Here is a 23,111-nt window from a genome sequence, read left to right as displayed (position 1 = left end):
CTTTTGCCGTCTGGCAATGCGCCCGCTCAGTGCGCGTGCGCATGCCCCGCCGGCATCGGCGCGGTCAGCTCCAGCTCTGCCGCCGGCGTCTTCAGCTCGCGCAGGCTCTGGCCATCCGCGGGGATCTGCGTCCATTCGGTGCGGCCGTCCTCGCATTCCTGCACCACCGGGAAATACAGCTTGCCGGCCTGCTCGGGCAGCTTCATCAGCATCACGAACTCATCGAAGTGCGCGTCGGCCAGCGAGCCGGCAAACCAGCGCAGCGTGCGCACATCCTCGCTCACGGTCTTGCCGTGCGAGGCATAAGGCTTGGCCAGCGGCGCGCGTTTCACTTCCAGTTGCCAGCCTGCCTTGGGCTGCGGATGGGCGCCTTGCACGCCTTCCGGGATGGTCACGGTGATGGCGCGGGTGGCGCTGCCGTTGCAGCCATGGCCCACCATCAGCGCGCCTTTGAAGTAGCTGCCTGCCGCCGCGGCCTTTTGCTCGAACACGATGTGCGCGAACGCGGCGGGCGTCCAGCTTGCGCCAAGCGAGGCCAGCGCGATGGTCACTGCGGGCAGCAGGCGGGATGCGGTCATGTGGATTCTCCTGGGAAGCGCGTCAGTCTAGCGCCGCAGGCATCGTGTGTCCCGGAAATCATGTCGGATTTGTCTTACGCGGCTTTCGGAGTGCCACGCCTGATTTTCGGAGGCGCCCATGCGTACTCTGTACATACGGAGTGGGCAAACGCGGATCGCACTTGGCAAAGGCCAAGAGCGAGATCGCCCTCCCACAATATCCGCCACTGAAAAAGGAGCACGACATGATGAAGAAATGGCTGAGCGCAGCAGTGTGTTCGATGATGTTTGCCGGCCCTGCCGCCTTCACGCTGGCGCATGGCGCACCCGCAGGTTCCAAAGCGGACTACGACGCGGCMGTGAAGACCGCCAGCGCCAACTACAAGGCCGCGCGCGCCCAGTGCGACAGCCTCAAGGACAACGCCAAGGACGTGTGCGTGAAGGAAGCCAAGCGCGACGAGGACGTGGCCAAGGCTAACGCCGAAGCGACCCGCGATGGCACGGCCAAGGCGCGCGCCAAGGCGGACAAGGTCAAGGCCGATGCCGACTACAGCGTGGCCAAGGAAAAATGCGAGGACGTAAAGGGCAATGACAAGGCCGTGTGCGTGAAGGAAGCCAAGGTTGCCCACGAGCGGGCCCTGGGTTCGGCCAAGGTCGAGAAGGCTGCCGCCACCGGCACCAGCACCGACGTAGCCGAAGCGCGCGCCGACGCCAAGAAGGACACCGTGGACGCCGCCTACAAGGCAGACAAGCAAAAGTGCGATGCACTGTCCGGCGATGCCAAGGACAAGTGCGTGGCTGACGTGAAGACCAAGTACGCCAAGTAACTGGCCAGCACGCCAAGTCGGCATGTCACCCATCCACGATAGAGGAAGCAACCATGAATTGGGATCAGATCGCAGGCAAATGGGACCAGGCCAAGGGCAAGGTCAAGGAAAAGTGGGGCCAGCTCACCGACGACGACCTTACCCAGATCCAGGGCAAGCGCGACCAGCTTGCCGGCCGGATCCAGGAGCGCTATGGCTACACCAAGGAGCGTGTCGAAGAGGAGTTGAAGGCGTGGGAGCGTGATTCACGCTGGTAAGAGACGCTACCAAGAGACGTTGGTAAGAGACGCGGATAAGACACGCTGGTAAAGAGAAGCGTAAGACAGGTAAGCATTCGTAAGCACGCTGGTGCGTGTTGCGATGCAATGCCAAAGTGGCGGCCGGCACGATCGAAGGATCGTAGCCGGCCGATTTGCACCCGCATTTTCAACCACCAACCTGGCAGGAGAAACGAAATGAAACGCGAGCTACTGTCCTCGTTCGGCGTACTGTGCGGCCTTGCCGCGGCAACTGTCTTTCTCTGCGTGCGCCCGGAGGCCGCGCCCGTACTTCGCCAGGCGAGCGCGCCGGTGGTGGCGAAGCGCGCCGTGTTGGCCAGCACCGCACCGAGGGCCGCGGTGGAACTGGCCGTGCAAGCCGGCGATCTCGGCTCGCGCGCCGACCGCCATGCCAGCGACGCGCTGCGCATTGCCGAGCAAGCCCCTGGGCGGGAAGAAGATCTGGACTGGGACTACGTGCAGCTGCGCCTCTGAGCTAGCGCGATACCGGCCGCTTGCCCAGTTTGCGCTGCAGCGTGCGCCGGTGCATATTGAGCGCGCGCGCGGTGGCCGAGATATTGCCCTCATGCTCGGACAGGACGCGCTGGATGTGTTCCCACTCCAGCCGGGCCACCGATAGCGGCACCGGCTCTTCCATGGCGGCTTCGGCCGCGTCTTCCGATATGCCGGCCATCAGCGCGGTCAGGATCGAATCCACATTGGCCGGCTTGGCCAGATACTCATCGGCACCATGCTTGACCGCGGCCACCGCGGTGGCAATGCTCGCATAGCCCGTCAGCACCAGGATGCGCGCATCGGGCAACGCCGCGCGCAGCGGCGCGACCAGCTGCAGGCCAGATTCGGCTGGCGCGGTGTTGCCGGCTTCCGGCGGCGCGCTCAGGTGCAGGTCCAGCGTGATGTAGGCAAAGGGCGTTTGCGCGGCTAGCGCGAGCGCCTGCTGCCGGTTGTGGGCGATCTGCACGGCATAGCCGCGGCGCGTCAGCGCACGCGCCAGCGCGCCGGCGAACACGGCATCGTCGTCGACGACCAGGAAGGGAGCGGCATCGCTGGCGCCGGGCTGTGCGCCAGCGGCGGCGGGATCGTGGAGGGCGTCGGTCATCGCGGGCTCGTTGTCAGGGGTGAGGCAAACGGTGAGGCGGCCGGTAAGGCTGCCAGGGAGGGCGCGGGCAGGCGCAGCTCGGCCACGGTGCCGCCCTCATGGTGGTCATGCCAGGCCAGCCGGCCGCCCATCTGCAGGGCCGCGCTTTGCGCCAGGTACACGCCGATGCCCTGGCCGCCATGCATGCTGGTCATCGGTGCTTCGCCCAGGCGCGCGCGCTGGGATTTTGGGATGCCCAGGCCGCGGTCGGTGACGCGGAAGATCAGCGTCGGCAGCGCGCGATCGTCCTCCAGCGCGATGGCCAGGCGCAGCGGTATCTGCTCGTGCCCCGCGGCCAGCTGGCTGCGCGCGGCGTTGTCCAGCAGGATTGTCAGGATCTGCCCCACGCGCGCGGCCTCCACCGGCAGGGCCGCGGCGTCGCCAATGGCATTGGCTTCCAGGCGGGCATGGGGGTGGCGCAATTGCCAGCGCTCCACATAGCCGTCCAGCCACGCATCGATGCGCTGCGCCGCCGCGGTCTCGTGGTCGTCGCGCAGGCGGGCCAGGATCGATTTGCACAGCTCGAGCTGTTGTTCCATGGTTTGCAGGTCCGGCAGGTAGGCGGACACTTGCGTGGTGGCCAGGCGCGGGTCCGCCGCATCGGCGCGCAGCTCGCCGGCGATGACCGCCAGCGTGGCCAGCGGCGTGCCGATCTCGTGGGCGACCGCCGCGGCCTGGTCGTTCAGCGCTTCGATGCGCGCGTCGCGCAGCAACTGTTCGCGCGCCAGGTTGAGCTCCGCGTCGCGCTGGCGCAGCACGCCGGACAGGCGCGCCACGAAGACCGCGATCATGGTGGCGCTGGCGACAAAATTGAGCCACATGCCGGCCAGGTGATAGTTGATGGCGTTGTCCGGGTTGTGCAGGTTCAGCGGCACATACTCGATCAGCATCAGGCTGTAGCAGGCCATCGCGTAGGCGGCGAGCGCGATCACGTTGCGCCACGGCAGGATGGCGGCGGCGATCGCCAGGCCCGGCAGGTAGAACGAGACAAAAGGATTGGTCGCGCCGCCGGTGAAGAACAGGTTGGCCGACAGCGCCGTCAGGTCGACCATCAGCTGGCCCATCAGCTCGGCGTCGCTCGGCATGGCGCCGCGGCTGGTGTGCATGCGCAGACGCAGGCCGGTGAGCAGGTTGAACACCGCTTGCAGCGAAAGGATCGCCAGCAGGGGGCTGTACGGCAGGATCACGCCGGCCACGGCCTCGCACGAGACCAGCAGCACCGCTTGCCCGCCCATCAGCGCCCAGCGCAGCCAGAACAGGCGGCGCAGGCTCATCAGGTTGTGGCGGACCGGGATGATGCTCGTGGCAGAGCCGGGGCGGGAGGGGGCCGTGTCTGGCGGCACGGCTGCGATGGTATCCATGCCGCGAGTTTAACAACGACCGGCGCCCGGCCTGCCGCGTGCGACACCGTGCCGCATTGGTTGGTGCCGGGGCCGCTGCCAGACTGAATGGTTCGCTGCCGGACCGCCAACCGGCCGGTTCCTCGATTTGCGCCGCCTGGCTCACGTCGCCAGGGGTGTCATGGTCTAATGTTCTCTTTGTGCAGTCCTTTGAATCTCAGTGGAGATAGTCCAGATGCAAGCCAGATTCCTCGCCGCGGTGCCCACCGCCCTGCTCGCCGCGCTGTGCTCGACCGCGGCTTTCGCCCAGGTCGATGTCAGCAACGCCTGGGCGCGCGGCACCGTGCCGGCGCAGACCGCCACCGGCGTCTTCATGACCCTGCACGCGCACGAGCCCGCCAAGCTGATCGGCGTCAGTACGCCGGCGGCCGCCACGGCCGAAGTGCATGAGATGAAGATGGATGGCAACGTGATGCGCATGCGCGCGATTGGCGCGCTCGACCTGCCCCGCATGCAGGACGTCGAGCTCAAGCCGGGCGGCTATCACGTGATGCTGATGGGCCTCAAGGCGCCGCTGAAGAAGGGTGACACCGTGCCGCTGACGCTCAAGATCGAGCAGGGCGGCAAGGTGACCGAGCAGAAGGTGGACGCCGAAGTGCGCGACCTCACCGCAACGGCGCCGGCCGCCGGCGCGCACGGTGACCACAAGCACTGAAGCACTGAAGCCGTACAGGCAGCCAGCCGGGCTGCCTAGCTGCGCAGGCTGATCGCGTCGTCCGGCTCGTCGCCTGCGGCCACCGCGATCACGCGGTCGCGCAGCCAGCTATGGCCGGGATCGGCGTCGGTACGGTCGTGCCAGATCAGGCTGAAGCCAAAGCCCGGCAGGGGGAAGGGCGGATCGAACACTGCGAAGCGCGGGTCCTCCTCGAACGCGGCCAGGCTGCGGCGCGCCGTGGTCAGGACCAGGTTGGTGCCGGCAATCAGCGCTGGCGCCACGCTCCAGTGGGGCAGCACGCAGGCAATCTTGCGCCGCCCGCCCACCTTGGCCACGGCGGCGTCGATGGCATCCACGCGCTCGCTGTGGGCCGCCACCAGCACATGCGAGCGGGCCAGGTACGCCACCTGGTCGAGCTTGCCCAGGCCGCGCACCGTGGCCGCATCCACCATGCAGGCATAGGTTTCCTCGAACAGCTCCGTGCAGTGCACGCCTTCCGGGGGCTGCCCGAACACGCCTAGCGCCAGGTCGATCTCGCCGTCCGCGACCTTGGCTGTCATGGCTTCGCGGCTGGCCTGGCTGACCACCAGGTCGATGCCCGGGGCGATCTTGCGCACCGCGCGCAGCAGGCCGGGCAGCAGCGCCATGGCGCCGTAGTCGGACATGGCCAGGCGGAAGCTGCGGCGCGCCGTGGCGGGCTGAAAGCCGGACGGCCCCAGCAGGATGCGCACCTGCGCCAGTGCCTCGGCCAACGGGCCCGCCAGTTCATGGGCGCGCGCGCTCGGCACCAGGCCGCCCTGGCCGCGCACCAGCAAAGGGTCGTCCAGCAACTGGCGCAGGCGGCCCAGCGCGTGGCTCACCGCAGGCTGGCTGAGGTGCAGGCGCAGCGCCGCGCGCGAAATATGTCGTTCGGCCAGCAGGGCTTCCAGCACCACCAGCAGGTTCAGGTCGATACCGCGGAGATCATTCATGCGGCGCATATTAACGCTACGAAACGAGAATTGGTAATTCGCGGCGCAATATTTCACACTGAGGCATCCAACTTTTGGCGAAGGAGATGCCTCAATGCCTGGTCTCAATCACTTTTCGCCGGCGCTTGCCGGCCTCGTTCCTGTCCTGGTGACCATCGTTTCGGGGGCACTGATTCCCTTCCAGGGCGGCGCCAACGCCATGCTCGGGCGCAGCCTGGGCCATCCGCTGTGGGCCACCTTGGTGTCGCTGCTGGTCAGCCTGGCGGTGGTGCTGCCGCTGCTGTGGCTGCTGAAGGTCCCGCTGCCCTCGCTGGCGGCGGGCGGGCCGGCCTGGATCTGGGCCGGCGGCGTGGCGGGCGTGTTCTACATTACCGTGGCGCTGGTGCTGTCCCCGCGCCTGGGCGCCGGCGGCTTTATKGCGGCGGTGGTGGCGGGGCAGATGGTGGGCGCGCTGCTGCTGGACCAGTTCGGCCTCGCGGGCTTCGCGGCGCGCGCCGTGACGCCGGGGCGCCTGGCCGGCGCTGCGCTGGTGGTGCTGGGGGTGGTGGTGATGCAGTTCGCCGCGGCGGGCGCGGGCAGCGCAACGCCAGCGCAGGCGGCGAACTGATCAGCCTTTGGCTTGCGCCTGGCCGCCAGCCTCGCGTCGGCGCGCCAGGCAGGCTGGGCAAAGGCAGTGCTGGCCCGGCACGATCTGGCGGGCGGGCAGCAGCGGCTGGGTGGCGCACCAGCAGTGGGGCAGGCCGGCGGCATAGCCGCAGACAAAGCCGGCGCCGCAGGCACTGCAATGCTCGATGGGGCGCAACTGCCCCGTCAGCACCGTGGCCGGATCGCTCACGGCTTGTCCCTGGGCAGCTCGTCTTCCTGGCCCAGCCGGGACATGGCGGTCCGCATCAGCCGCATCTGGCCCGAAAAATTGGTGCACGCGTCGCAAATGGCCATGTGCCCGCGCATGCGCACACGCTCGAACCAGCTCAGCGGCCGGTCCATGCTTTCCATGGTCAGGTGGTGGATCTCGCGGCAGTTTGGCAGCAGCCGGCGGCGGGATGGCGTATCAGGCATGGCTTCCTTCGGTCGGAGAGGCGGTTTCGGGCCGGGGCAGCTTGCCTGGCTGCCCCGGCCTGCTGACAAGGCCAGGCGAGCRTCGGGCGCTCACGCCTTGTGCCCAAACCAGTTCAGTTCCAGGCACTCGCGCAGGCGCATGYGGGCTCGGTACAGCATGACCCAGGCATTAGTCGTCGTGATCTCGAGTTCCTGACAGATTTCTTCGGTTTCCAGCTCCAGCCATTCCCGCATCATGAAAATCCGGCCGATCTTGGCGGGCAGCTTGTCCACGCACAGCTGGAGGATCTCGAAGAACTCGCGGCGCTCCAGCGTGCGGTCCGGGTTGCCCCAGTCGGTGGGCGGCGTATGGTAGTGGCCGTTCTTGGCGAACAGGGCGTCGAAGGCGTCGATATCCGACTGCGCCTCGCCGTCCTCGTCGCCGCCGCCTAGCGTCAGGCGTACTTCGCGCCGGCCGCTGCGCAGCGCATCGATGATCTTGTGCTTGAGGATGCCGATGAGGTAGGTCTTCAGCGCGGACTGGCCGCTGAAGCGCTCCGGGTGTTCCAGCGCGGCCACCAGGGTGTCGGAGACGGTATCCTCGGCCAGTGCCTGGTCGCGCAGTTGCAGGCGGGCAAAGCGCAGCAAATGGGGGCGCAGGGCGCTAAGATCGTCGGGGTGCAGGCTCATTGTGTTGCCGCTATTCGGTGGCGATGCGACTGTTGGACTACTGTCGGACAACTGTTGCGTGGATAGAACGCCATGGTGCGCCGCAGTACGCATGCACCGGTTTTGACCCCCCGCTGCACCACCGTCTGCACGCGTGCGCCGCGGTTTCTTGTAAAATCGGCGCCTGCCGCGGCCGGAGGTGGCCTATTCGGGGTAAAAAGCCCCATAACCATTGGCTCACCGCCGGTCAGAATTGCCATGATACCTGTTGAATCTCACGGATGTCCCTTGCCATGAACGCCGACACCCCTGGGCCTGCCGCTACCGCGGTGGCCGCAATTGCCCCAGCCCTCAAGGCCGAAATCCTTGCCGAGGCGCTGCCCTATATCCGCAAGTTCCACGGCAAGACCATTGTGGTCAAGTACGGCGGAAACGCGATGACCGAGGAAAAGCTCAAGCACGGCTTCGCGCGCGACGTGATCCTGCTCAAGCTGGTCGGCATGAACCCGGTCGTGGTTCACGGCGGTGGCCCGCAGATCGACGAAGCCCTGAAGAAGGTCGGCAAGGTCGGCACGTTCATCCAGGGCATGCGCGTCACCGATGAAGAGACCATGGAAGTGGTCGAATGGGTGCTTGGCGGCGAAGTGCAGCAGGACATCGTCATGCTGATCAACCAATATGGCGGCCAGGCCGTGGGCCTGACCGGCAAGGACGGCGGCCTGATCCGCGCCAAGCGCCTCAAGATGCCGGACCGCGAAAGCCCCGGCGCCTTCATCGACATCGGCTTCGTGGGCGATATCGAGGCGATCAACCCGGCGGTGGTCAAGGCCCTGCAGGACGACGCCTTCATCCCGGTGATCTCGCCGATCGGCTTTTCCGACGACGGCCAGGCCTACAACATCAACGCCGATGTGGTGGCGGGCAAGATGGCCGAGATCCTCAAGGCCGAGAAGCTGGTCATGATGACCAACATCCCGGGCGTGATGGACAAGGCCGGCAACCTGCTGACCGACCTGTCGGCGCGCGAGATCGAGGAACTGTTCGYGGACGGCACCATCTCCRGCGGCATGCTGCCCAAGATCTCGTCAGCGCTGGACGCGGCCAAGAGCGGCGTGAATTCGGTACACATCATCGACGGCCGCATCGAACACTCGCTGCTGCTTGAAATCCTGACCGAACAAGCGTTCGGTACCATGATCCGTTCGCACTAGAACGCATCTACGGCAGCGCGCGCCGCGCGCTGCCGCTCCACTTCTTTTTCTTCCCCCGTGCCCTCTATTTCCCCGCCCTTGCGCCGCAGCCTGCGCGGTGCGCGCCGACGCCGCCCCGCGGGCGACAATTCCGGCCGCACGGTCTGGCTGTTCGACCTCGACAACACGCTGCACGACGCGTCGCATGCGATCTTTCCCGCCATCAACCAGTTGATGACGGCGTATGTCGCGCGCGTGCTGGGCAGTGACGAGGCCACCGCCAGCGAGGTCCGGGTGAAGTACTGGCAGCGCTATGGCGCGACGCTGCTGGGCATGWTCCGCCACCACAACGTGGACCCGGCCGACTTCCTGCGCGCCGCGCATGATTTCCCCGAGCTGGCGGAGATGGTGCGGGTGCAGCGCGGCCTGGTCGGCCACCTGCGCCGCCTGCCCGGGCGCAAGATCCTGGTGACCAACGCGCCGGAGCAATACGCGCGCGCGGTCATGAAGGTGGCTGGCATCCAACCGTGTTTCGAGCGGGTGGTCGCCATCGAGGACATGTGGGTGCACGGCCATCTGCGGCCCAAGCCKGACCGSCGCATGCTGCGCCGGYTGCTGGTACAGCAGCGGGTGGCGCCGCACCGCGCGGTGCTGGTGGAAGACACGYTGTCTCACCTCAAGCGCTACGCGGGCACGGGCATTCGCACGGCCTGGGTGACGGGCTACCTGCGCACGCTGGCGCCATCGCGTCCGCACGACGTGCCAATGCCCGCGGGCGCCGCCGTGGCGGGCGCCAGCGGCGACGCCGTGCTGCGCAGCACGCTGGACGCGGAGGACCGGCAGCACGCCGGCCACGCCGCGCAGGAACACTCGGTGACGCTGGTGGCGGCCGAAACGCAGGATCCACCCGCACTGGCGTCGGGCACGACAGCGCCGCAGGCGCTGCCGGCATCGGCGCCGCGTGTGCGGGCGCGGATCGTAAATCGCCCCGGCTATGTGGACGTAAAAGTACAATCCATGCATCAACTCCAACGACGAATGCGGAGAATCGGGTCATGATGCACAGTAACGGGCACCCATCGGGTGCGGCTCCGGCCGCTGCCGGGCAGGGCGCAGGCGCGGACGGGGCGCCGGCACGCAAACGCCCGCGTCCAGGCGAGCGGCGGGTGCAGATCCTGCAGACGCTGGCCGGGATGCTGGAAGTGCCGCGCGGGGAAAAGGTCACCACCGCGGCGCTGGCTGCCAAGCTCAGCGTATCGGAGGCGGCGCTGTACCGCCATTTCGCCAGCAAGGCGCAGATGTTCGAAGGCCTGATCGGCTTTATCGAGCAGACCGTCTTCGGACTGATCAACCAGATCACCACCCAGGAAGAGCATGGCTTGCGCCAGGCGCACGCCGTGGTGCGCATGCTGCTGTCCTTTGCCGAGAAAAATCCCGGCATGACGCGCGTGCTGACCGGCGAAGCGCTGGTGGGCGAGCATGATCGCCTGCAGGAKCGCATCAACCAGGTAGTGGACCGGATCGAGGCCTCGCTGCGGCAGTGCCTGAAGATCGCCATCAGCCAGGGTGCGTTTCCGCCCGACGCCGATGTGCCGGTGCGCGCCGCGCTGATCGTGGCGACCGTGCAGGGGCAGTGGCATCGCTATGCCAAGAGCGGCTTTCGCAAACTGCCCAGCGAGAACGCGGACGCGCAGCTGCGCGTGTTGCTCGGCTAGGCTGCGCCGGCGGTCATGGACAAGGGCAGGCTTGCGCCTGCCCTTTTTCGTTTTCAGGCCGCCGGCACATGGATGCTGGCCTTGATGTGCTTCAGGTTGGCCACGATGGTAAACGTCATCACGATCAGCAGGGACCAGGAACTCCACTTGCCCACATGCACCGCMGACCACGCGCCGAGCTGGTTGGGGTAGTGCCATACCGCGAAGAACGTGCTGATGTTCTCCGCGATCCAGACGAACAGCCCGATCAGCACGAAGGCCAGCAACAGCGGCATCTCGCGCTCGCGGTCCAGCGGGCGGAAGCGCACGGTGGTGCGCGCGTACAGCCCGGCGATGCCACAAGCCAGGTACCAGCGGTAGTCGCCGATGAAGTGATGGGTGAAGAAGTTCGCGTAGACCAGCGCCGCCATCAGGCCAGCCATCCAGTACGGCGGGTGATGGCGCACATTCACGTCCAGCATGCGCCAGGCCTGGACGATGTAGCTGCCCACCGCCGCGTACATGAAACCCGAGAACAGCGGCACGCCCCGCACCTTGGTGTAGGCGAAGTCAGGATAGCTCCATGACTGGATGCCGCCCGAGACCTTGAACACCTCCAGCGCGAAGCCCACGACGTGGAACAGGCTGATGGCCTTGAGCTCGTCCAGCGTTTCCAGGCGCGCCCACACCATCGCCGCCTGAATGCCGAGCGCGGCTCCCAGCAGGAGATCGTAGCGCGGGATGCCAAGCAAGCCGCCGCGCGGGACAGCGAACACGCAGAGGAAGAACAGCCCCGCGAACAGGCAGGAGCGCGCCTCCTTGACGCCGAACGCCAGGAACTCGCACAGCCCGCGCCGCGCGCCGGTCAGCGCAAGGCCGGGGCGTGGCGCGGTCAGGATGCGGTCGAGCCGGTTATGCGCGGGGCCATGGCCGCAGTGCGGCCCAGGGCGCAAGCCGAGCGAATCGCGCCTGCGTGTAGCGGTGGTTGACATGCTGGCGTCAGTCCGCACAGGCGCGCACCGGCACGCGGCGATCGACAGGCCTGATGCGATCGCACCAGCGGCGCAGCGCAGCACCGAACGCGGCGAACGCCAGCAGCGGCAGTCCGATCCATGCGCACTCCAGCCAGAAGCGCGCAGCGCCAAACAGGCCCGCGCCGGCCAGCGGCAGCGGCCGCCATGGCAAGGTCACGCGCTGCGCCGTCAGCGGGTAGAAGAGCGCCGTGCCGATGCCGCGGTCGGTCAGCAGGTCCAGCAAGGGATGCGACACCGTGCTCAGCGCGATGAACAGGAACGCGATGCCGCGCTGCCAGCCGCAGCGCCGCGCCGCCAGCGCGGCCAGCAGGCCCAACGCCACCGCGAAGCCGATCGAGTGGGTCAGGCCGCGATGGCCCAGCAAGGTGTTGTAGCGCACCCCGGCGTACCAGACGTTGAGCATGTCGACATCGGGCACGATGCTCGCCGCGACGCCAGCCAGCAGCAGGCCGGCCGGCACCCGCCGCCGTCCCAGCACGGCCGCCAGCGCGAGTGGCGGGKCGCAATGAAGGTAGGTTGGCATGGCGTTGCGCCTTCGTTCAGGCTGATGCCGAGGCGGCAGCGTCTTCATCGCCGGCCGGGGCGGCAGGCTTGTCGCGCAGCGGCTGCCATGCGGCGCCCGCGGCGTACCAGTCGATGCGCCGGGTCATGACCATGATGGCGGCCAGGATGACGAACATCAGCAGCGAGCCCAGCATCAGCGCATTGTCTTCCGACAGCAGCAGGCCATAGAGCGCGCCGTACAGCACCGTCAGCAGCGTGGCAAAGGCCAGCCCGCGCCGCCAGCTCTGCAGCACGAACGACAGGTAGAAGCCCAGCAGCCCGATGCAGGCACCGCTGGCCGCCAGGTAGGCCAGCGCGAACGAGATATGCTCGGACAGGCTCAGCAGCAACAGGAAGAACACCGCGAGCGCCAGGCCGACCAGCAGGTACTGGATCGGGTGGATGCGCAGGCGCTTGACGAGCTCGAACATGAAGAAGCCGGCGAAGGTCAGCAGCACGAACATGGCGCCGTACTTCACGGCGCGCTCCGCCTGCAGGTAGATGTTGACCGGATCGATCAGGGTCACTGACACCGTTTCCAACGTGCCGTCGCCCGAGCCAGCGAGCTGGCCGCGAGCCTTGGTGTTGTACGAGGTCACGCTCCAGTTGCTGCGAAAGCCTTGCGCGGTCACGCTGCGGGTGCGGGGCAGGAAGTCACCGTCGAAACTCGGATGTGGCCAGGCGGAATCGAGCGAGATATCGTTCTGGTCGCCCACCGGGGTGAAGGCCAGCGACTGCGCGCCCAGCAGCGGCAAGGTCAGCGAGAACGGCACCACGCGCTGTGCCTGTGCGGACCTGCCATCCAGGCCGGGTTTGGCGGCCTTGGCGGGCGGCAGCTCGATCTCGGCGTGCAGGCCTTGGGACAGGCTCTTGAGCAGTGCGCCTTGCTCCAGCTTCAGCGGCTTGCCGTCCAGCTCGAACGCAGGCGCCGCCATCAGGCCGCGCGTGTCGCTGATGCCGATCGTGATGTACGGCTGGCCCACCTCAAAGCCGACGTGGCCAACCGAGCGCGGCAGCTCGGCCGGATCGGGCAGCGCGATGGTGCCCTGCCAGCGGCTTTGCATCTCGTACACCAGCACCTTGTGAATGCCGCGGTAGCGCTCGCTCGGCGTGACCTCGCCCTTGACACGCAGCGTGGTGGGGAAGACCAGCAGCTGCCCGGCCTCCGCCTGCAGCACGGTGGCATTCGGCCGCTTGGGGTCGCTGCTGTCCGTCACGCGCAGGATCTCCTTGTACGGCAGCACCAGCACCGGGCYGGTCAGGGTTTGCGGGCCAGCGTAGCTCTGCCAGACGCTGCGCACCGCTTCCTCGCGATAGTGCTTGCGGTCCTGCACGGCGTTGCCCACGAGGTGCAGCGGGATCAGGATCAGCAGGATCAGGAACGCCGTGATGGCGGATTTGAAAATCAGGATTCGGTTCATGGCGGCAGGCGCGCGGGAGTGACGATGCCACTAGCTTAGGCTTGCCATGTGAGCCGCCGCGGAAGCCTGCGTGAAGCGATCCGCGCGATTGTGTGGTGAGTGTGAAGCCGCTAGGCCGCGGGCAGTGTCAGCGTCGCGCACGCGCCGCCCTCGGCGCGGTTGGCCAGCGTGATATCACCGCGATGCAGCGTGGCGATCTCGCGTACGAAGCACAGGCCCAGCCCGGTGCTCTTGTCTTGTCCGCCGGGGCGCGGCAGCGAATAGAAACGCTCGAACAGGCGCGGCAGCGCATAGTCGGGAACGCCGGGGCCGTGATCGGTGACGCGCACGGCGATCATGTGGGCGGGCTCACTGCCGTGCGCCACGGACACGTCGACCGTGCTGGCCGCTGGCGCAAAGTCGATGGCATTCTCCAGCAGGTTGCCCAGCGCCTGGTGCAGCAGGAACGGATCGCCCCTCACCACCGCTGCGGGCTGGCCCGGCGGCAGCAAGCGCAGCGTCAGGTCGCGCTGGCGGGCGCGCGGCTCCAGCTCATGCAGCAACTGCTCGATCAGCGGCTCCAGTGCAACCGGCGAGTGGGTCTCCAGGCTCTGGCGTTGCTCCAGCGCCGCGAGCGCCAGCAGCTTGCGGATCATTTGCTCAAGCCGCTGCGCCTGCCGCCGGATATTGGCGACGAAGCGGTCGCGGTCGGTGGCCGGCATGTCCTCCTGCAGCAGCTCGGCGGCGCCGCTGATGGCCGCCAGCGGGCTCTTCATCTCGTGCGTCAGCGTGTGGATATAGTGCTCGACGTACTGTTTGTCCTCCAGCCGCAGGCGCATGCTCTCCACCGAGCGCCCCAGCTCGGCCAGCTCGCTGGCGCCGCGCAGTGGCATCTCGGCGCGCTCGCCCGACGCCACCGCACGCGCGTAGCGCTGCAGGCGGCGCAGGCCGTGCACCAGCCACAGCGTGCAGGCCAGGCCGATTACGAACGCACCGCCCATCAGCAACAGGCCGTTGAGCAGGATCTTGCGCTGGCTGCGCTCGATGAACGGCGCCATGGTCACATTGGGCTTGGCCACGGTCAGCACGCCGATGGTCTTGTTGCCATCGCGGATGGGTGCTGCCACGTGCATCACCGTGCTGGCGTCGTCGTCGGGGTTGGCGCGGGTGCTGCGCGCGCCGTACTCGCCGCGCAGCGTGCGGTAGACGTCGTTCCAGCGCGAGTAATCCGCGCCCACGGCTGCCTCGCCGGAATCGAAGCGCACGATGCCGCGCTCGTCCGTGATGTAGATACGGTAGCCCACCGCATCCTTGTGCATGCCCCACACATTGGCGTCGACCTTGTCCTCGCGCAGCCGCGCCAGGCGGCGCGCGAAGGCGCCGTTGGCAATGCGGCCGTTCTTCATGTCGTCGGCGGCCAGCACCGCCAGCACGTGGGCGGTGTCGACCAGCGTGTCTTCCATGGCCTGCCGCACGCCGGGCTTGACCTCCTGCACGAACACCCGCAGCGTGAGGAAAGCCGCCAGCCCGACGATCAGGAAGAAGCCGAGGAAGATGCGAAGCCCGATATGCATGCGTGGCCGTTGGTGGGTTGTGAATCAGGTGGAAGCGGGGCTCAGCTTTCGAGCGAATACCCCATGCCGCGATGGGTGCGGATCGAATCGCACTCGGGATCGAGCGCGCGCAGCTTGGCGCGCACCGTCTTGATATGCGTGTCGACGGTGCGGTCGATGGTGTCGACCGCGTCGTGCCAGACCAGGTCCATCAGCTGCGCGCGCGAATAGATGCGCCCGGGGTGCTGCAGCAGCAAGGCCAGGAGCCGGTACTCGTAGCGGGTCAGGTCGAGCCACTGGCCACGCCAGGCCAGGCGCGCGCCGTCGGCATCGAGCGTGAAGCCTTCCGGCGGCGCCGGGGCTGGCACCGGCTCCTGCGGTGCTGCGCGCTTGCCGGCACGCCGCAGGATCACGCGCACCCGCGCCGCCAGCTCGYGCGGCGAGAAGGGCTTCACCACATAGTCGTCGGCGCCGATCTCCAGGCCGACGATGCGGTCGATTTCCTCGTTGCGCGCGGTGAGGAAGATCACCGGCACATCGGAGAAGGTGCGCAGCGTGCGGCAGACTTCGAAGCCATTGATATCGGGCAGGCCCACGTCCAGGATCACCAGGTCCGGCGCCTGCGCGCGCAGGCGCGCCAGCGCGGCGCTGCCGAGCGCGCAATGCTCGACCGTCATGCCCTCGGTGGATAGCGCATAGAGGATGGTGTCCGCGATCGCGGATTCGTCTTCGATGACCAGGATGCTGGGTGGTTTCGTCAAGGCTGGATTGGTGTTTGGTTAGCGACTGGCGGCGCGCCGCCGCCGGCGCGTTTGTTTGCTCTATAATAAGCGGGTCGCGCCGATTTGAAGACTGGCTTGCGGGCGCGCGGCGGCATGGTAACCCCTGGAGGATTGGTTTTGGGGGTTCCGGCAGCCAATATAAATGCGGCTAAAGAGGTGGGTCGGTTCCCTGCCACGCAAGGCACCGGCACGCGGGACGCAAGACCCGTGCAAAACCCGATTTGGCTGCGCCGTCGTTGATGCTGTGCTTGATGTCAGGTTTGATGTCATCCGCAGGCAACGTCCACGCAAGGCCGGTCGGGTTTTTTTTACGCCTGTTCGCCAACGGGCTTATTCCATGACAGACGTAGCTCCGCCTCCTGCCGCGCTTGCTCTGCCGACCGACTCGGTCGGCATCGTCGCGCCGCAGTGCATGCATTTCACCGAGCCGTTGAAGCTGCGCAACGGCACCGCGCTCGCCGACTACGACCTCATGGTCGAGACCTACGGCACGCTCAACGCCGCCCGCTCCAACGCCGTGCTGGTGTGCCACGCGCTTAACGCCTCGCACCACGTGGCCGGCGTGTACGAGCACGACCTGCGCGATGTCGGCTGGTGGGACAACATGGTCGGCCCGGGCAAGCCGCTCGACACCGACCGCTTCTTCGTCATCGGCGTCAACAACCTCGGCTCCTGCTTCGGTTCGACGGGCCCGATGAGTGCCAACCCCGCCACCGGCCAGCCCTACGGCGCCACCTTCCCGGTGGTCACCGTGGAAGACTGGGTCAATGCCCAGGCGCGCGTGGCGGACCGGTTCGGCATCACCCAGTTCGCGGCGGTGATGGGCGGAAGCCTGGGCGGCATGCAGGCGCTGGCCTGGAGCCTGATGTACCCGGATCGGCTGCGCCACTGCATCGTGGTGGCCTCCACGCCCAAGCTGTCGGCGCAGAACATCGCCTTCAACGAGGTTGCGCGCAGCGCCATCCTGTCGGACCCCGATTTCCACGGCGGCAACTACTACGCGCACGGTGTCAAGCCCAAGCGCGGCCTGCGCGTGGCGCGCATGATCGGGCATATCACCTACCTGTCCGACGAGGACATGGCGGAGAAATTCGGCCGCGAGCTCAAGACCGATGACATCCGTTTCTCCTTCGATGTCGAGTTCCAGGTGGAGAGCTACCTGCGCTACCAGGGCGACAAGTTCGCCGAGTACTTCGATGCCAACACCTACCTGCTGATCACGCGCGCGCTCGACTACTTCGATCCGGCGCTGGCCTTCGGCGGCGATCTCACGCGCGCGGTGTCGCGCACGCAGGCCAGCTTCCTGGTGGCCAGCTTCACCACCGACTGGCGTTTCGCGCCCAATCGCAGCCGCGAGCTGGTCAAGGCCCTGCTCGACAACAAGCGCCCGGTCAGCTATGCGGAGATCGATGCGCCGCACGGGCACGATGCCTTCCTGCTGGACGACCCGCGCTATCACAACCTGATGCGCGCCTACTACGAACGCATCGCCGAGGAGATAGGCGCATGAATGCCGCGGCCAACCCCAATATCCTGGCGCTGCGCCCAGACTTCCGTGCCATCGCGCGCTGGATCGAGCCCAATTCCACCGTGCTCGACCTGGGCTGCGGCGACGGCAGCCTGCTGCGCGTGCTGCAGGACGAGCTCGACGTACAGGCTTACGGCATCGAGATCCAGGACGAAGGCGTGCTGGCATGCGCGCAGAAGGGCGTGCACGTGATCCAGCAGAACCTGGAAGGCGGCCTGGCGCTGTTCGAGGACAAGAGCTTCGATACGGTGATCCTGTCGCAGACGCTGCAGACCATCCACAACACCGCGCAGGTCCTGCGCGAGACGCTGCGGGTGGGGCGCGAATGCATCGTGTCCTTCCCCAACTTCGGCTACTGGCCGCACCGGCTGTCGGTGTTTCGCGGGCGCATGCCGGTGTCGGAGGCGCTGCCGTACCAGTGGTACAACACGCCGAACGTGCGGGTGCTGACCATCAGCGACTTTGAATCGCTGGCGTCCAAGGTCGGCCTGCGCATCCTCGACCGCGTGGTGATGCACGAGGGTGTAACGGTCAACTGGGGCTCGAACTGGCGCGGCAGCCTGGCGGTGTACCGGGTCTGCGCCACCTGAGCCGGCGAGGGCGGGGGCGCTGCGCCTTAGCCGCCCGCCGCGCTAGTCGCCGCTCTCCAGCGCGGCCTGTGCCACCAGGTAGTCGATAAAGGCGCGCACCTTTGGGGCCAGGTGGCGGGTTGGCGTGTAGACCGCGAAAGCCGTGCCCACGTAGGGTTCGAGGATTTCCCAGTCGTCCAGCACCGGCACCAGGCTGCCTGACGCCAGCGCCGTGGCGGCCGAGAAGTCCGGCACCAGCCCGATGCCCCCGCCGGCCTGCGCCATGGCGACAATGGCCGCGCTGTTGTTGAGCGTGACCTTCGGCGGGATGCGCAGCGCCACGGTCTGCCCGTCGCGCTTGCGCCGCAGGCTCCAGCGCTCGCCGAAAGCGCCATAGCCCAGGTAGAGGCAGCGATGCCCGGCCAACGCCGCCGGTTCGGCTGGCGTGCCATGCCGCGCCAGCCAGCCGGGTGCCGCCACCAGCCGGTAACGCACCGCGCGGATTGGCCGCGCCGCCAGCCCCGGCGCCAGTTCGCGCGCAATGCGGATGGCCACGTCCACGCCTTCTTCCACCAGGTCCACCAGGCGGTCCGCCAGCGTGAGCTGCAGGTCCAGCGCGGGAAAGCGGTCCAGCAGGGCCGGCAGCCGCGGCGCCAGCCAGGCCTGCCCGAACACCACCGGCGCGCTGACCCGCAGCAGGCCGTGCGGCGCGCCGCCGTGGTCGCTGGCGAGCGTGCTGACTTCCTGCGCCGCGGCCACCATCCGGGCGCAGGCGGCGTGCACTGCCTGTCCGAGCTCAGTCAGGGTGAAGGCGCGCGTGGTCCGTTGCAGCAGGCTCCCGCCAATGGCCGCTTCCAGCCGCGTCACATGGCGGCTGACGGCGGAGGGGGTCATGCCAAGCTCGCGGGCGGCGGCGGAGAAACTGCCGCATTCCACCACCCGGGCGAATACGGCCATGGCGTTGAGTTGCGCGACCGGCATGGGCTGGCTCTCGCATTTGTGATCAGAGATCAAATAGTAATTGCTTATTGGGTGGATTGTTGACCTGACTGCACGATGGAACAATGACGTCCAAGCGTACGAAGCTCCGTAGGAGACATCCATGAATATCGATCGATCTGGCGCCGCCGTGGCCTCCCCGGCCGCCACCCCGGCCTCGCCGCAGGCCACGGAACCCGCCCGGCGGGGCGGCGCCTGGCGCATGGTGGCCGCCATGGCCCTGTCGGGCACCATCGGCTGGTTCGTGGTGACCAGCGGGCAGTCGCCGCTGGACGTGGTGTTTTTCCGCTGCATCTTCGGCGGCGCCGCGCTGCTGGGCACGCTCGCCCTGCGGCGCGGCTGGCAGCCCATGCGCGCCCGCGACTGGGGCTGGCTGGCGCTGGGCGGCGTTACGCTGATCCTCAACTGGCTGGCCTTGTTCTCCGCCTATTCGTACAGCGGCATCTCGGTGTCCACGGTTGTCTATCACACCCAGCCCTTCTTCCTGCTGCTGCTGGCGGCGCTGTTCCAGCGTGAGGCCATCGCGCCCGGGCGGCTTGCCTGGCTGGTGCTGGCCTTCGGCGGCGTGGTGCTGATTACCGGGCTGGAGCACGGCGGCGCCACCGGCGGCATGCTGGCCGGGGTCGGGCTGGCGATGCTGGCGGCGCTGCTGTACGCCATCACCACCATGGCCACGCGCCGCCTCAGGGGGATTCCGGCAGGGCAGATCGCGGGCCTGCAGATGGCGATGGGGGTGGTCATGCTGTTCCCCCTCGCGCATCCGGCGGTCGAGACGTTCGGCGGGCGGACCTGGGGGGCATTGCTGGCGCTAGGCCTCGTGCATACCGGCGTGATGTACACGCTGCTGTATGGCGCCTTCCAGCGCCTCAACGTGCTGTCGATCGCCACGCTCTCGTTTGTCTATCCGCTGGTGGCCATCGTGATTGACGTGCTGGTGTTCGGGGTGGTGCTCACGCCGCTGCAGCTCGCTGGCATGGCGCTGATCCTGCTGGCGGTGATCGGCAACCAGCTCGGCTGGAATCCGCTGCGGCGGGCGCGGGCGGGAGGCTGACCCGGCGGCGGATTGGAGGGGGCGCCCGGTTGACGCGGTGCCAGCGCCGGTCCGCCGTTTGCAGTATTATCGAACGATCGTACTTTTTTGGTCCACAACATGTCCGCCACGCCAGCCAGCCAGACCGTCCATTCCTTCGACCACGCAATCGCGCTGGAGCCGGCGGGAGGCAACCTTTTCCACGGCCGCACCACGCCGGCCTACTGGAACATGATCGGCCCCTTCGGCGGCATCACGGCGGCCACCTTGCTGCAAGCCGTGCTGCAGCATCCCGAGCGGCTGGGCGATCCGWYWGCGCTGACSGTSAACTTYGCCGGSCCGATYGYCGAAGGGCCGTTCGTGATCGAAGCGCGTCCGGTGCGCACCAACCGCAACACCCAGCACTGGACCATCGAGCTGCGCCAGGGCGATGAAGTGGCGACCACGGCCACCGCCTTCTTCGCCGTGCGCCGCGAGACCTGGAATTGCGGCGAGGCCGCGTTCCCGCAGGTGCCGCCGGCCAGCGATGTCGCCCCGATGGCCGGTTTCGCACCGGTGCGCTGGCTGGACGCGTATGAGTTGCGGCCGGTGCGCGGCGCCAAGCCGAATGTCGAGGCCGGCACCGAGAACCCGGACAGCGTGACCCAGTTCTGGCTGCGCGATGCGCCCGCGCGCACGCCGGACTTCGCCGCGATGGCGGCATGGTGCGACACCTTCTACCCGCGCATCTTCCTCAAGCGCGCCGGTTTCGTGCCGGCCGGCACGGTATCGCTGACCACGTATTTCCATGCCGATGCCCCGACCCTGGCCGCGCTGGGCAACAGCCACGTGCTGGGCAGCGCCCAGGCGCAGGTGTTCCGCCAGGGCTTCTTCGACCAGAGCGCGCAGATCTGGAGCCCGCAGGGAGAACTGCTCGCGACCTCGCACCAGATCGTCTACTACAAGCAGTAAGCGAGTCAGCGTTCGCGCTGCCGGGTGTGGGGGGCTAGGCCGCGGCGCGGGCCCTGGCTTCGTAGCGATGCACGGTGTTGCGCATCGCCCATAGCAGCACCACGCCGGGCACCGCCGCCACCACGGTGCTCAGGTAAAACGCCGGCCAGCCAAAAGCCTCCACCAGGTAGCCCGAGCTGGGGCCAACATAGACGCGCCCGACCGAGGCCAGCGCCGAGAGCAGCGCGTACTGGGTGGCCGAGAACGAGCGGTTGCACAGCGTCATCAGCAGCGCCACGAAGGCCGCCGTGCCCATGCCGCCACAGAGGTTCTCCACTGCGATGGTGGCGCCCATGGTCCACAGGTGCGGCGGCGTCACCGCCAGGATCCAGTAGCCGAGGTTGGACACCCCCTGCAAGATGCCGAACAGCATCAGCGAGCGGTACAGGCCCAGGCGCACCATCAGCGTGCCGCCGAACAGCGCGCCCACAATGGTGGCGGCCAGCCCTAGCGTCTTGTTGACCAGGCCGACTTCACCGGCCGAAAAGCCCACGCCGCGGATCAGGAAGGTGGTGGACAGGCTGCCGGCAAACGCATCGCCCAGCTTGTAGAGCACGATCAGCAGCAGCAGCCACCAGGCGCCCGGGCGCGAGAAGAAGTCGCGCAGCGGGCCCAGGATGGCTTCCTCCATGGAGCGCGGCGTGCGCGCTGGCGATTCCGCCTCGGGCGCCCACAGCAGGCTGACGATGCCGATGCCCATCAACCCCGCCATCAGCAGGTACATCTGCTGCCAGCCCATCACGCGGTCGGCCAGCCACAGTGCCAGCCCGCCCGATACCAGCATCGCCAGCCGGTAGCCCAGCACCTTGACCGCCGCTCCCACGCCACGCTCCGGCGCGCGCAGCACGTCTGTGCCGTAGGCGTCGAACACGATGTCCTGCGAGGCGGACAAGAAGGCCACCAGCGTGGCCAGCGCCGCCAGTGTCCACAGCGCCTCGTGCGGCGGGCAGAAGGCCATGCCCGCGATGCCCAGCACCAGGCCGATCTGGGTCACCAGCAGCCAGCCGAGGCGCCGGCCAAGCAGCGGCGGCGTATAGCGGTCCATCAGCGGGGCCCACAGGAACTTGAAGATGTAGGCCTGGCCCACCAGCGAGAAGAAGCCGATGGTCTTGATATCCAGCCCTTCCACCGTCATCCAGGCCTGCAACGTGCCGGAGGTGAGTGCCAGCGGCAGCCCGGACGCGAAGCCCAGCGTGAGCATGGCGCCGATGCGGCGATTGCGGAAAATCATCCAAGGAATCGTCCATGTCCGATCGCCAGCGTTGTCAGTACCGCCACCAGCGGGCCGGGATTGCGTTGCCACGTCGACTGGCCGCGCTGGCGCTGGCGGCCAGCGCCGCGCTGAGCATGAACGCGGTCCAGGCCCAGGGCCAGGCCCAGCCGCAGGACGCTGAAGATGGCATCCGCGTGCAACGCGGCGGCGCGTCCATCCGCCAGATCGTGCCGGTCGAGGTCATCGAGCAGCAGGCCTCGCAGGAGTATGAGCAACTCAAGGAGGAGGCGCAGGCCAAGAAGACCCTGGCCGGCGACAACAACCCGCAACTGGTGCGCCTGCGCGCCATCGCCAAGCGCATCCTGCCGCAGACCCCGCGCTGGAACGAGCGCGCGAAGCAATGGAAGTGGGAAGTCAACCTGATCAACTCCAAGCAGGTCAATGCGTTCTGCATGCCCGGCGGCAAGATCGCTTTCTACTCCGGCCTGCTCGATCAGCTCAAGCTGACCGATGACGAAGTTGCCATGGTGATGGGGCACGAAATCGCCCACGCGCTGCAGGAGCATGCGCGCGAGCGGGCGGCCAAGTCCGAGATCACCAACCTGGGCGCCAACGTGATCTCGCAGTTGTTCGGCTTCGGCAATCTCGGCAATATGGCCCTGGGCACCGGAGCGCAGCTGCTCACGCTGCGGTTCTCGCGCTCGGACGAGACCGAGGCCGACCTGGTCGGCATGGACATCGCCGCGCGTGCTGGCTACGACCCGCGCGCCGCCGTGTCGCTGTGGCAAAAGATGGGGGCGGTCTCGCAATCGTCGGCGCAGTCGGGCTCGGAGTTCCTCTCCACCCATCCGTCGGGCCGCACCCGCATCGCTGAGCTGGAGAAGCACCTGCCCGAGGTGTTKCCGCTTTACGCGCGCGCGATCGATTCCAGCGTCGGCCAGTTGCCGTCCTATCGGGCCAATATGGCCAACCTGAGCGGCGCGCCGGTCGACAGCGGCGACGACGACCGGCAAAAGCCACTAAAAAAGTAAAGACGCCCGAGAGGCGCTCTTT

27 protein-coding genes are annotated in these 23,111 nt (G+C 67.6%); 13 read left to right on the top strand and 14 right to left on the bottom strand.

Annotated features, from left to right (window positions below):
• Positions 1 to 26 precede the first annotated feature (26 nt).
• A complete protein-coding gene (locus AC1DS3_RS15270; RefSeq protein ID WP_441640872.1) occupies positions 27 to 578 on the bottom strand; it encodes a YcnI family copper-binding membrane protein in 552 nt (183 codons plus the stop codon).
• 224 nt (positions 579 to 802) lie between these two features.
• Here AC1DS3_RS15270 and AC1DS3_RS15265 point away from each other — a divergent pair, with 224 nt between their 5' ends.
• The 3 genes from AC1DS3_RS15265 (at position 803) to AC1DS3_RS15255 (ending at position 2,136) form a co-directional block, all read left to right on the top strand.
• Positions 803 to 1,384: a hypothetical protein gene (locus AC1DS3_RS15265; RefSeq protein ID WP_441640871.1), complete on the top strand. Its 582-nt coding sequence runs from the start codon at positions 803 to 805 to the stop codon at positions 1,382 to 1,384.
• A gap of 53 nt (positions 1,385 to 1,437) precedes the next feature.
• A complete protein-coding gene (locus AC1DS3_RS15260) occupies positions 1,438 to 1,641 on the top strand; it encodes a CsbD family protein (protein WP_183032171.1) in 204 nt (67 codons plus the stop codon).
• Between the two features lie 198 nt (positions 1,642 to 1,839).
• Complete coding sequence (locus AC1DS3_RS15255) at positions 1,840 to 2,136, top strand: hypothetical protein (RefSeq protein ID WP_441640870.1); 297 nt, start codon at positions 1,840 to 1,842, stop codon at positions 2,134 to 2,136.
• Position 2,137: 1 nt separating this feature from the next.
• Here AC1DS3_RS15255 and AC1DS3_RS15250 read toward each other — a convergent pair whose 3' ends face one another.
• Positions 2,138 to 2,761, bottom strand: coding sequence for a response regulator transcription factor (locus AC1DS3_RS15250; RefSeq protein ID WP_441640869.1), 624 nt, complete (start codon positions 2,759 to 2,761; stop codon positions 2,138 to 2,140).
• Positions 2,758 to 4,161: an ATP-binding protein gene (locus AC1DS3_RS15245; RefSeq protein WP_477127471.1), complete on the bottom strand. Its 1,404-nt coding sequence runs from the start codon at positions 4,159 to 4,161 to the stop codon at positions 2,758 to 2,760. The genes AC1DS3_RS15250 and AC1DS3_RS15245 overlap by 4 nt, the downstream gene beginning before the upstream one ends.
• Positions 4,162 to 4,375: 214 nt before the next feature.
• Here AC1DS3_RS15245 and AC1DS3_RS15240 point away from each other — a divergent pair, with 214 nt between their 5' ends.
• Positions 4,376 to 4,855, top strand: a complete 480-nt coding sequence (locus AC1DS3_RS15240) for a copper chaperone PCu(A)C (protein WP_441640867.1) — start codon at positions 4,376 to 4,378, stop codon at positions 4,853 to 4,855.
• Between the two features lie 35 nt (positions 4,856 to 4,890).
• Here the strand turns inward: AC1DS3_RS15240 and AC1DS3_RS15235 are convergent, their stop codons facing one another.
• Complete coding sequence (locus AC1DS3_RS15235; protein ID WP_174426049.1) at positions 4,891 to 5,826, bottom strand: LysR family transcriptional regulator; 936 nt, start codon at positions 5,824 to 5,826, stop codon at positions 4,891 to 4,893.
• Between the two features lie 94 nt (positions 5,827 to 5,920).
• Between AC1DS3_RS15235 and AC1DS3_RS15230 the strand changes: the two genes are divergently transcribed.
• A complete protein-coding gene (locus AC1DS3_RS15230) occupies positions 5,921 to 6,433 on the top strand; it encodes a DMT family transporter (RefSeq protein WP_477127470.1) in 513 nt (170 codons plus the stop codon).
• On the opposite strand, the gene AC1DS3_RS15225 is transcribed toward AC1DS3_RS15230, so the two are convergent.
• The 3 genes from AC1DS3_RS15225 to AC1DS3_RS15215 all read right to left on the bottom strand — a co-directional run bounded on the left by AC1DS3_RS15225 (position 6,434) and on the right by AC1DS3_RS15215 (position 7,554).
• The gene (locus tag AC1DS3_RS15225; RefSeq protein WP_441640865.1) at positions 6,434 to 6,661 is read right to left on the bottom strand and encodes a cysteine-rich CWC family protein; all 228 of its coding nucleotides are present in this window, start codon (positions 6,659 to 6,661) and stop codon (positions 6,434 to 6,436) included.
• The gene (locus AC1DS3_RS15220; RefSeq protein WP_441640864.1) at positions 6,658 to 6,885 is read right to left on the bottom strand and encodes a zf-HC2 domain-containing protein; all 228 of its coding nucleotides are present in this window, start codon (positions 6,883 to 6,885) and stop codon (positions 6,658 to 6,660) included. Before AC1DS3_RS15220 ends, AC1DS3_RS15225 begins: the two co-directional genes overlap by 4 nt.
• Before the next feature lie 90 nt (positions 6,886 to 6,975).
• Positions 6,976 to 7,554 carry a sigma-70 family RNA polymerase sigma factor gene (locus AC1DS3_RS15215; RefSeq protein ID WP_477127469.1) on the bottom strand — a complete coding sequence of 193 codons (579 nt, stop codon included), beginning with the start codon at positions 7,552 to 7,554 and terminating at the stop codon, positions 6,976 to 6,978.
• 260 nt (positions 7,555 to 7,814) lie between these two features.
• Between AC1DS3_RS15215 and argB the strand changes: the two genes are divergently transcribed.
• From argB to slmA, 3 genes are read left to right on the top strand one after another with little or no spacing between them, the layout of a single operon-like run.
• Entirely contained in the window at positions 7,815 to 8,744 is a 930-nt protein-coding gene (gene argB / locus AC1DS3_RS15210) for an acetylglutamate kinase (protein ID WP_477127468.1), read from the top strand.
• A 57-nt stretch (positions 8,745 to 8,801) separates the two neighbouring features.
• Positions 8,802 to 9,782 (top strand): HAD-IA family hydrolase, encoded by a 981-nt coding sequence (locus tag AC1DS3_RS15205; protein ID WP_477127467.1) that lies wholly within the window; start codon positions 8,802 to 8,804, stop codon positions 9,780 to 9,782.
• Positions 9,779 to 10,438 (top strand): nucleoid occlusion factor SlmA, encoded by a 660-nt coding sequence (gene slmA / locus AC1DS3_RS15200; protein WP_477127466.1) that lies wholly within the window; start codon positions 9,779 to 9,781, stop codon positions 10,436 to 10,438. The genes AC1DS3_RS15205 and slmA overlap by 4 nt, the downstream gene beginning before the upstream one ends.
• Positions 10,439 to 10,491: 53 nt before the next feature.
• Here the strand turns inward: slmA and AC1DS3_RS15195 are convergent, their stop codons facing one another.
• The 5 genes from AC1DS3_RS15195 to creB all read right to left on the bottom strand — a co-directional run bounded on the left by AC1DS3_RS15195 (position 10,492) and on the right by creB (position 15,708).
• Positions 10,492 to 11,313 (bottom strand): DUF817 domain-containing protein, encoded by an 822-nt coding sequence (locus AC1DS3_RS15195; RefSeq protein WP_441640894.1) that lies wholly within the window; start codon positions 11,311 to 11,313, stop codon positions 10,492 to 10,494.
• A gap of 103 nt (positions 11,314 to 11,416) precedes the next feature.
• On the bottom strand, positions 11,417 to 11,974 hold the full coding sequence (locus tag AC1DS3_RS15190; RefSeq protein WP_477127465.1) for a metal-dependent hydrolase: 558 nt from the start codon (positions 11,972 to 11,974) through the stop codon (positions 11,417 to 11,419).
• Positions 11,975 to 11,990: 16 nt separating this feature from the next.
• Entirely contained in the window at positions 11,991 to 13,415 is a 1,425-nt protein-coding gene (gene creD / locus AC1DS3_RS15185; protein ID WP_477127464.1) for a cell envelope integrity protein CreD, read from the bottom strand.
• A gap of 110 nt (positions 13,416 to 13,525) precedes the next feature.
• Positions 13,526 to 14,968, bottom strand: coding sequence for a two-component system sensor histidine kinase CreC (gene creC, locus AC1DS3_RS15180; protein WP_441640859.1), 1,443 nt, complete (start codon positions 14,966 to 14,968; stop codon positions 13,526 to 13,528).
• A gap of 41 nt (positions 14,969 to 15,009) precedes the next feature.
• Positions 15,010 to 15,708, bottom strand: coding sequence for a two-component system response regulator CreB (gene creB / locus AC1DS3_RS15175; protein ID WP_477127463.1), 699 nt, complete (start codon positions 15,706 to 15,708; stop codon positions 15,010 to 15,012).
• A gap of 358 nt (positions 15,709 to 16,066) precedes the next feature.
• Between creB and metX the strand changes: the two genes are divergently transcribed.
• The gene (metX, locus tag AC1DS3_RS15170; RefSeq protein ID WP_441640857.1) at positions 16,067 to 17,239 is read left to right on the top strand and encodes a homoserine O-succinyltransferase MetX; all 1,173 of its coding nucleotides are present in this window, start codon (positions 16,067 to 16,069) and stop codon (positions 17,237 to 17,239) included.
• Positions 17,236 to 17,847 (top strand): methionine biosynthesis protein MetW, encoded by a 612-nt coding sequence (gene metW / locus AC1DS3_RS15165; RefSeq protein WP_416050247.1) that lies wholly within the window; start codon positions 17,236 to 17,238, stop codon positions 17,845 to 17,847. The genes metX and metW overlap by 4 nt, the downstream gene beginning before the upstream one ends.
• A gap of 42 nt (positions 17,848 to 17,889) precedes the next feature.
• Here metW and AC1DS3_RS15160 read toward each other — a convergent pair whose 3' ends face one another.
• Positions 17,890 to 18,807, bottom strand: a complete 918-nt coding sequence (locus AC1DS3_RS15160) for a LysR family transcriptional regulator (RefSeq protein WP_441640856.1) — start codon at positions 18,805 to 18,807, stop codon at positions 17,890 to 17,892.
• 121 nt (positions 18,808 to 18,928) lie between these two features.
• Here AC1DS3_RS15160 and AC1DS3_RS15155 point away from each other — a divergent pair, with 121 nt between their 5' ends.
• Positions 18,929 to 19,876, top strand: coding sequence for a DMT family transporter (locus AC1DS3_RS15155; RefSeq protein ID WP_441640855.1), 948 nt, complete (start codon positions 18,929 to 18,931; stop codon positions 19,874 to 19,876).
• A gap of 99 nt (positions 19,877 to 19,975) precedes the next feature.
• The gene (locus AC1DS3_RS15150; RefSeq protein WP_477127462.1) at positions 19,976 to 20,806 is read left to right on the top strand and encodes an acyl-CoA thioesterase; all 831 of its coding nucleotides are present in this window, start codon (positions 19,976 to 19,978) and stop codon (positions 20,804 to 20,806) included.
• A gap of 34 nt (positions 20,807 to 20,840) precedes the next feature.
• Here the strand turns inward: AC1DS3_RS15150 and AC1DS3_RS15145 are convergent, their stop codons facing one another.
• Complete coding sequence (locus AC1DS3_RS15145) at positions 20,841 to 22,076, bottom strand: muropeptide transporter (protein WP_477127461.1); 1,236 nt, start codon at positions 22,074 to 22,076, stop codon at positions 20,841 to 20,843.
• Positions 22,077 to 22,090: 14 nt separating this feature from the next.
• On the opposite strand from AC1DS3_RS15145, the gene AC1DS3_RS15140 reads away from it, so the two are divergent.
• The gene (locus AC1DS3_RS15140; RefSeq protein ID WP_477127460.1) at positions 22,091 to 23,089 is read left to right on the top strand and encodes a M48 family metallopeptidase; all 999 of its coding nucleotides are present in this window, start codon (positions 22,091 to 22,093) and stop codon (positions 23,087 to 23,089) included.
• Positions 23,090 to 23,111: the final 22 nt, after the last annotated feature.

Source organism: Cupriavidus sp. 01L46 (assembly GCF_056399905.1).
This window is presented reverse-complemented; position numbering and strand designations above follow the sequence as displayed.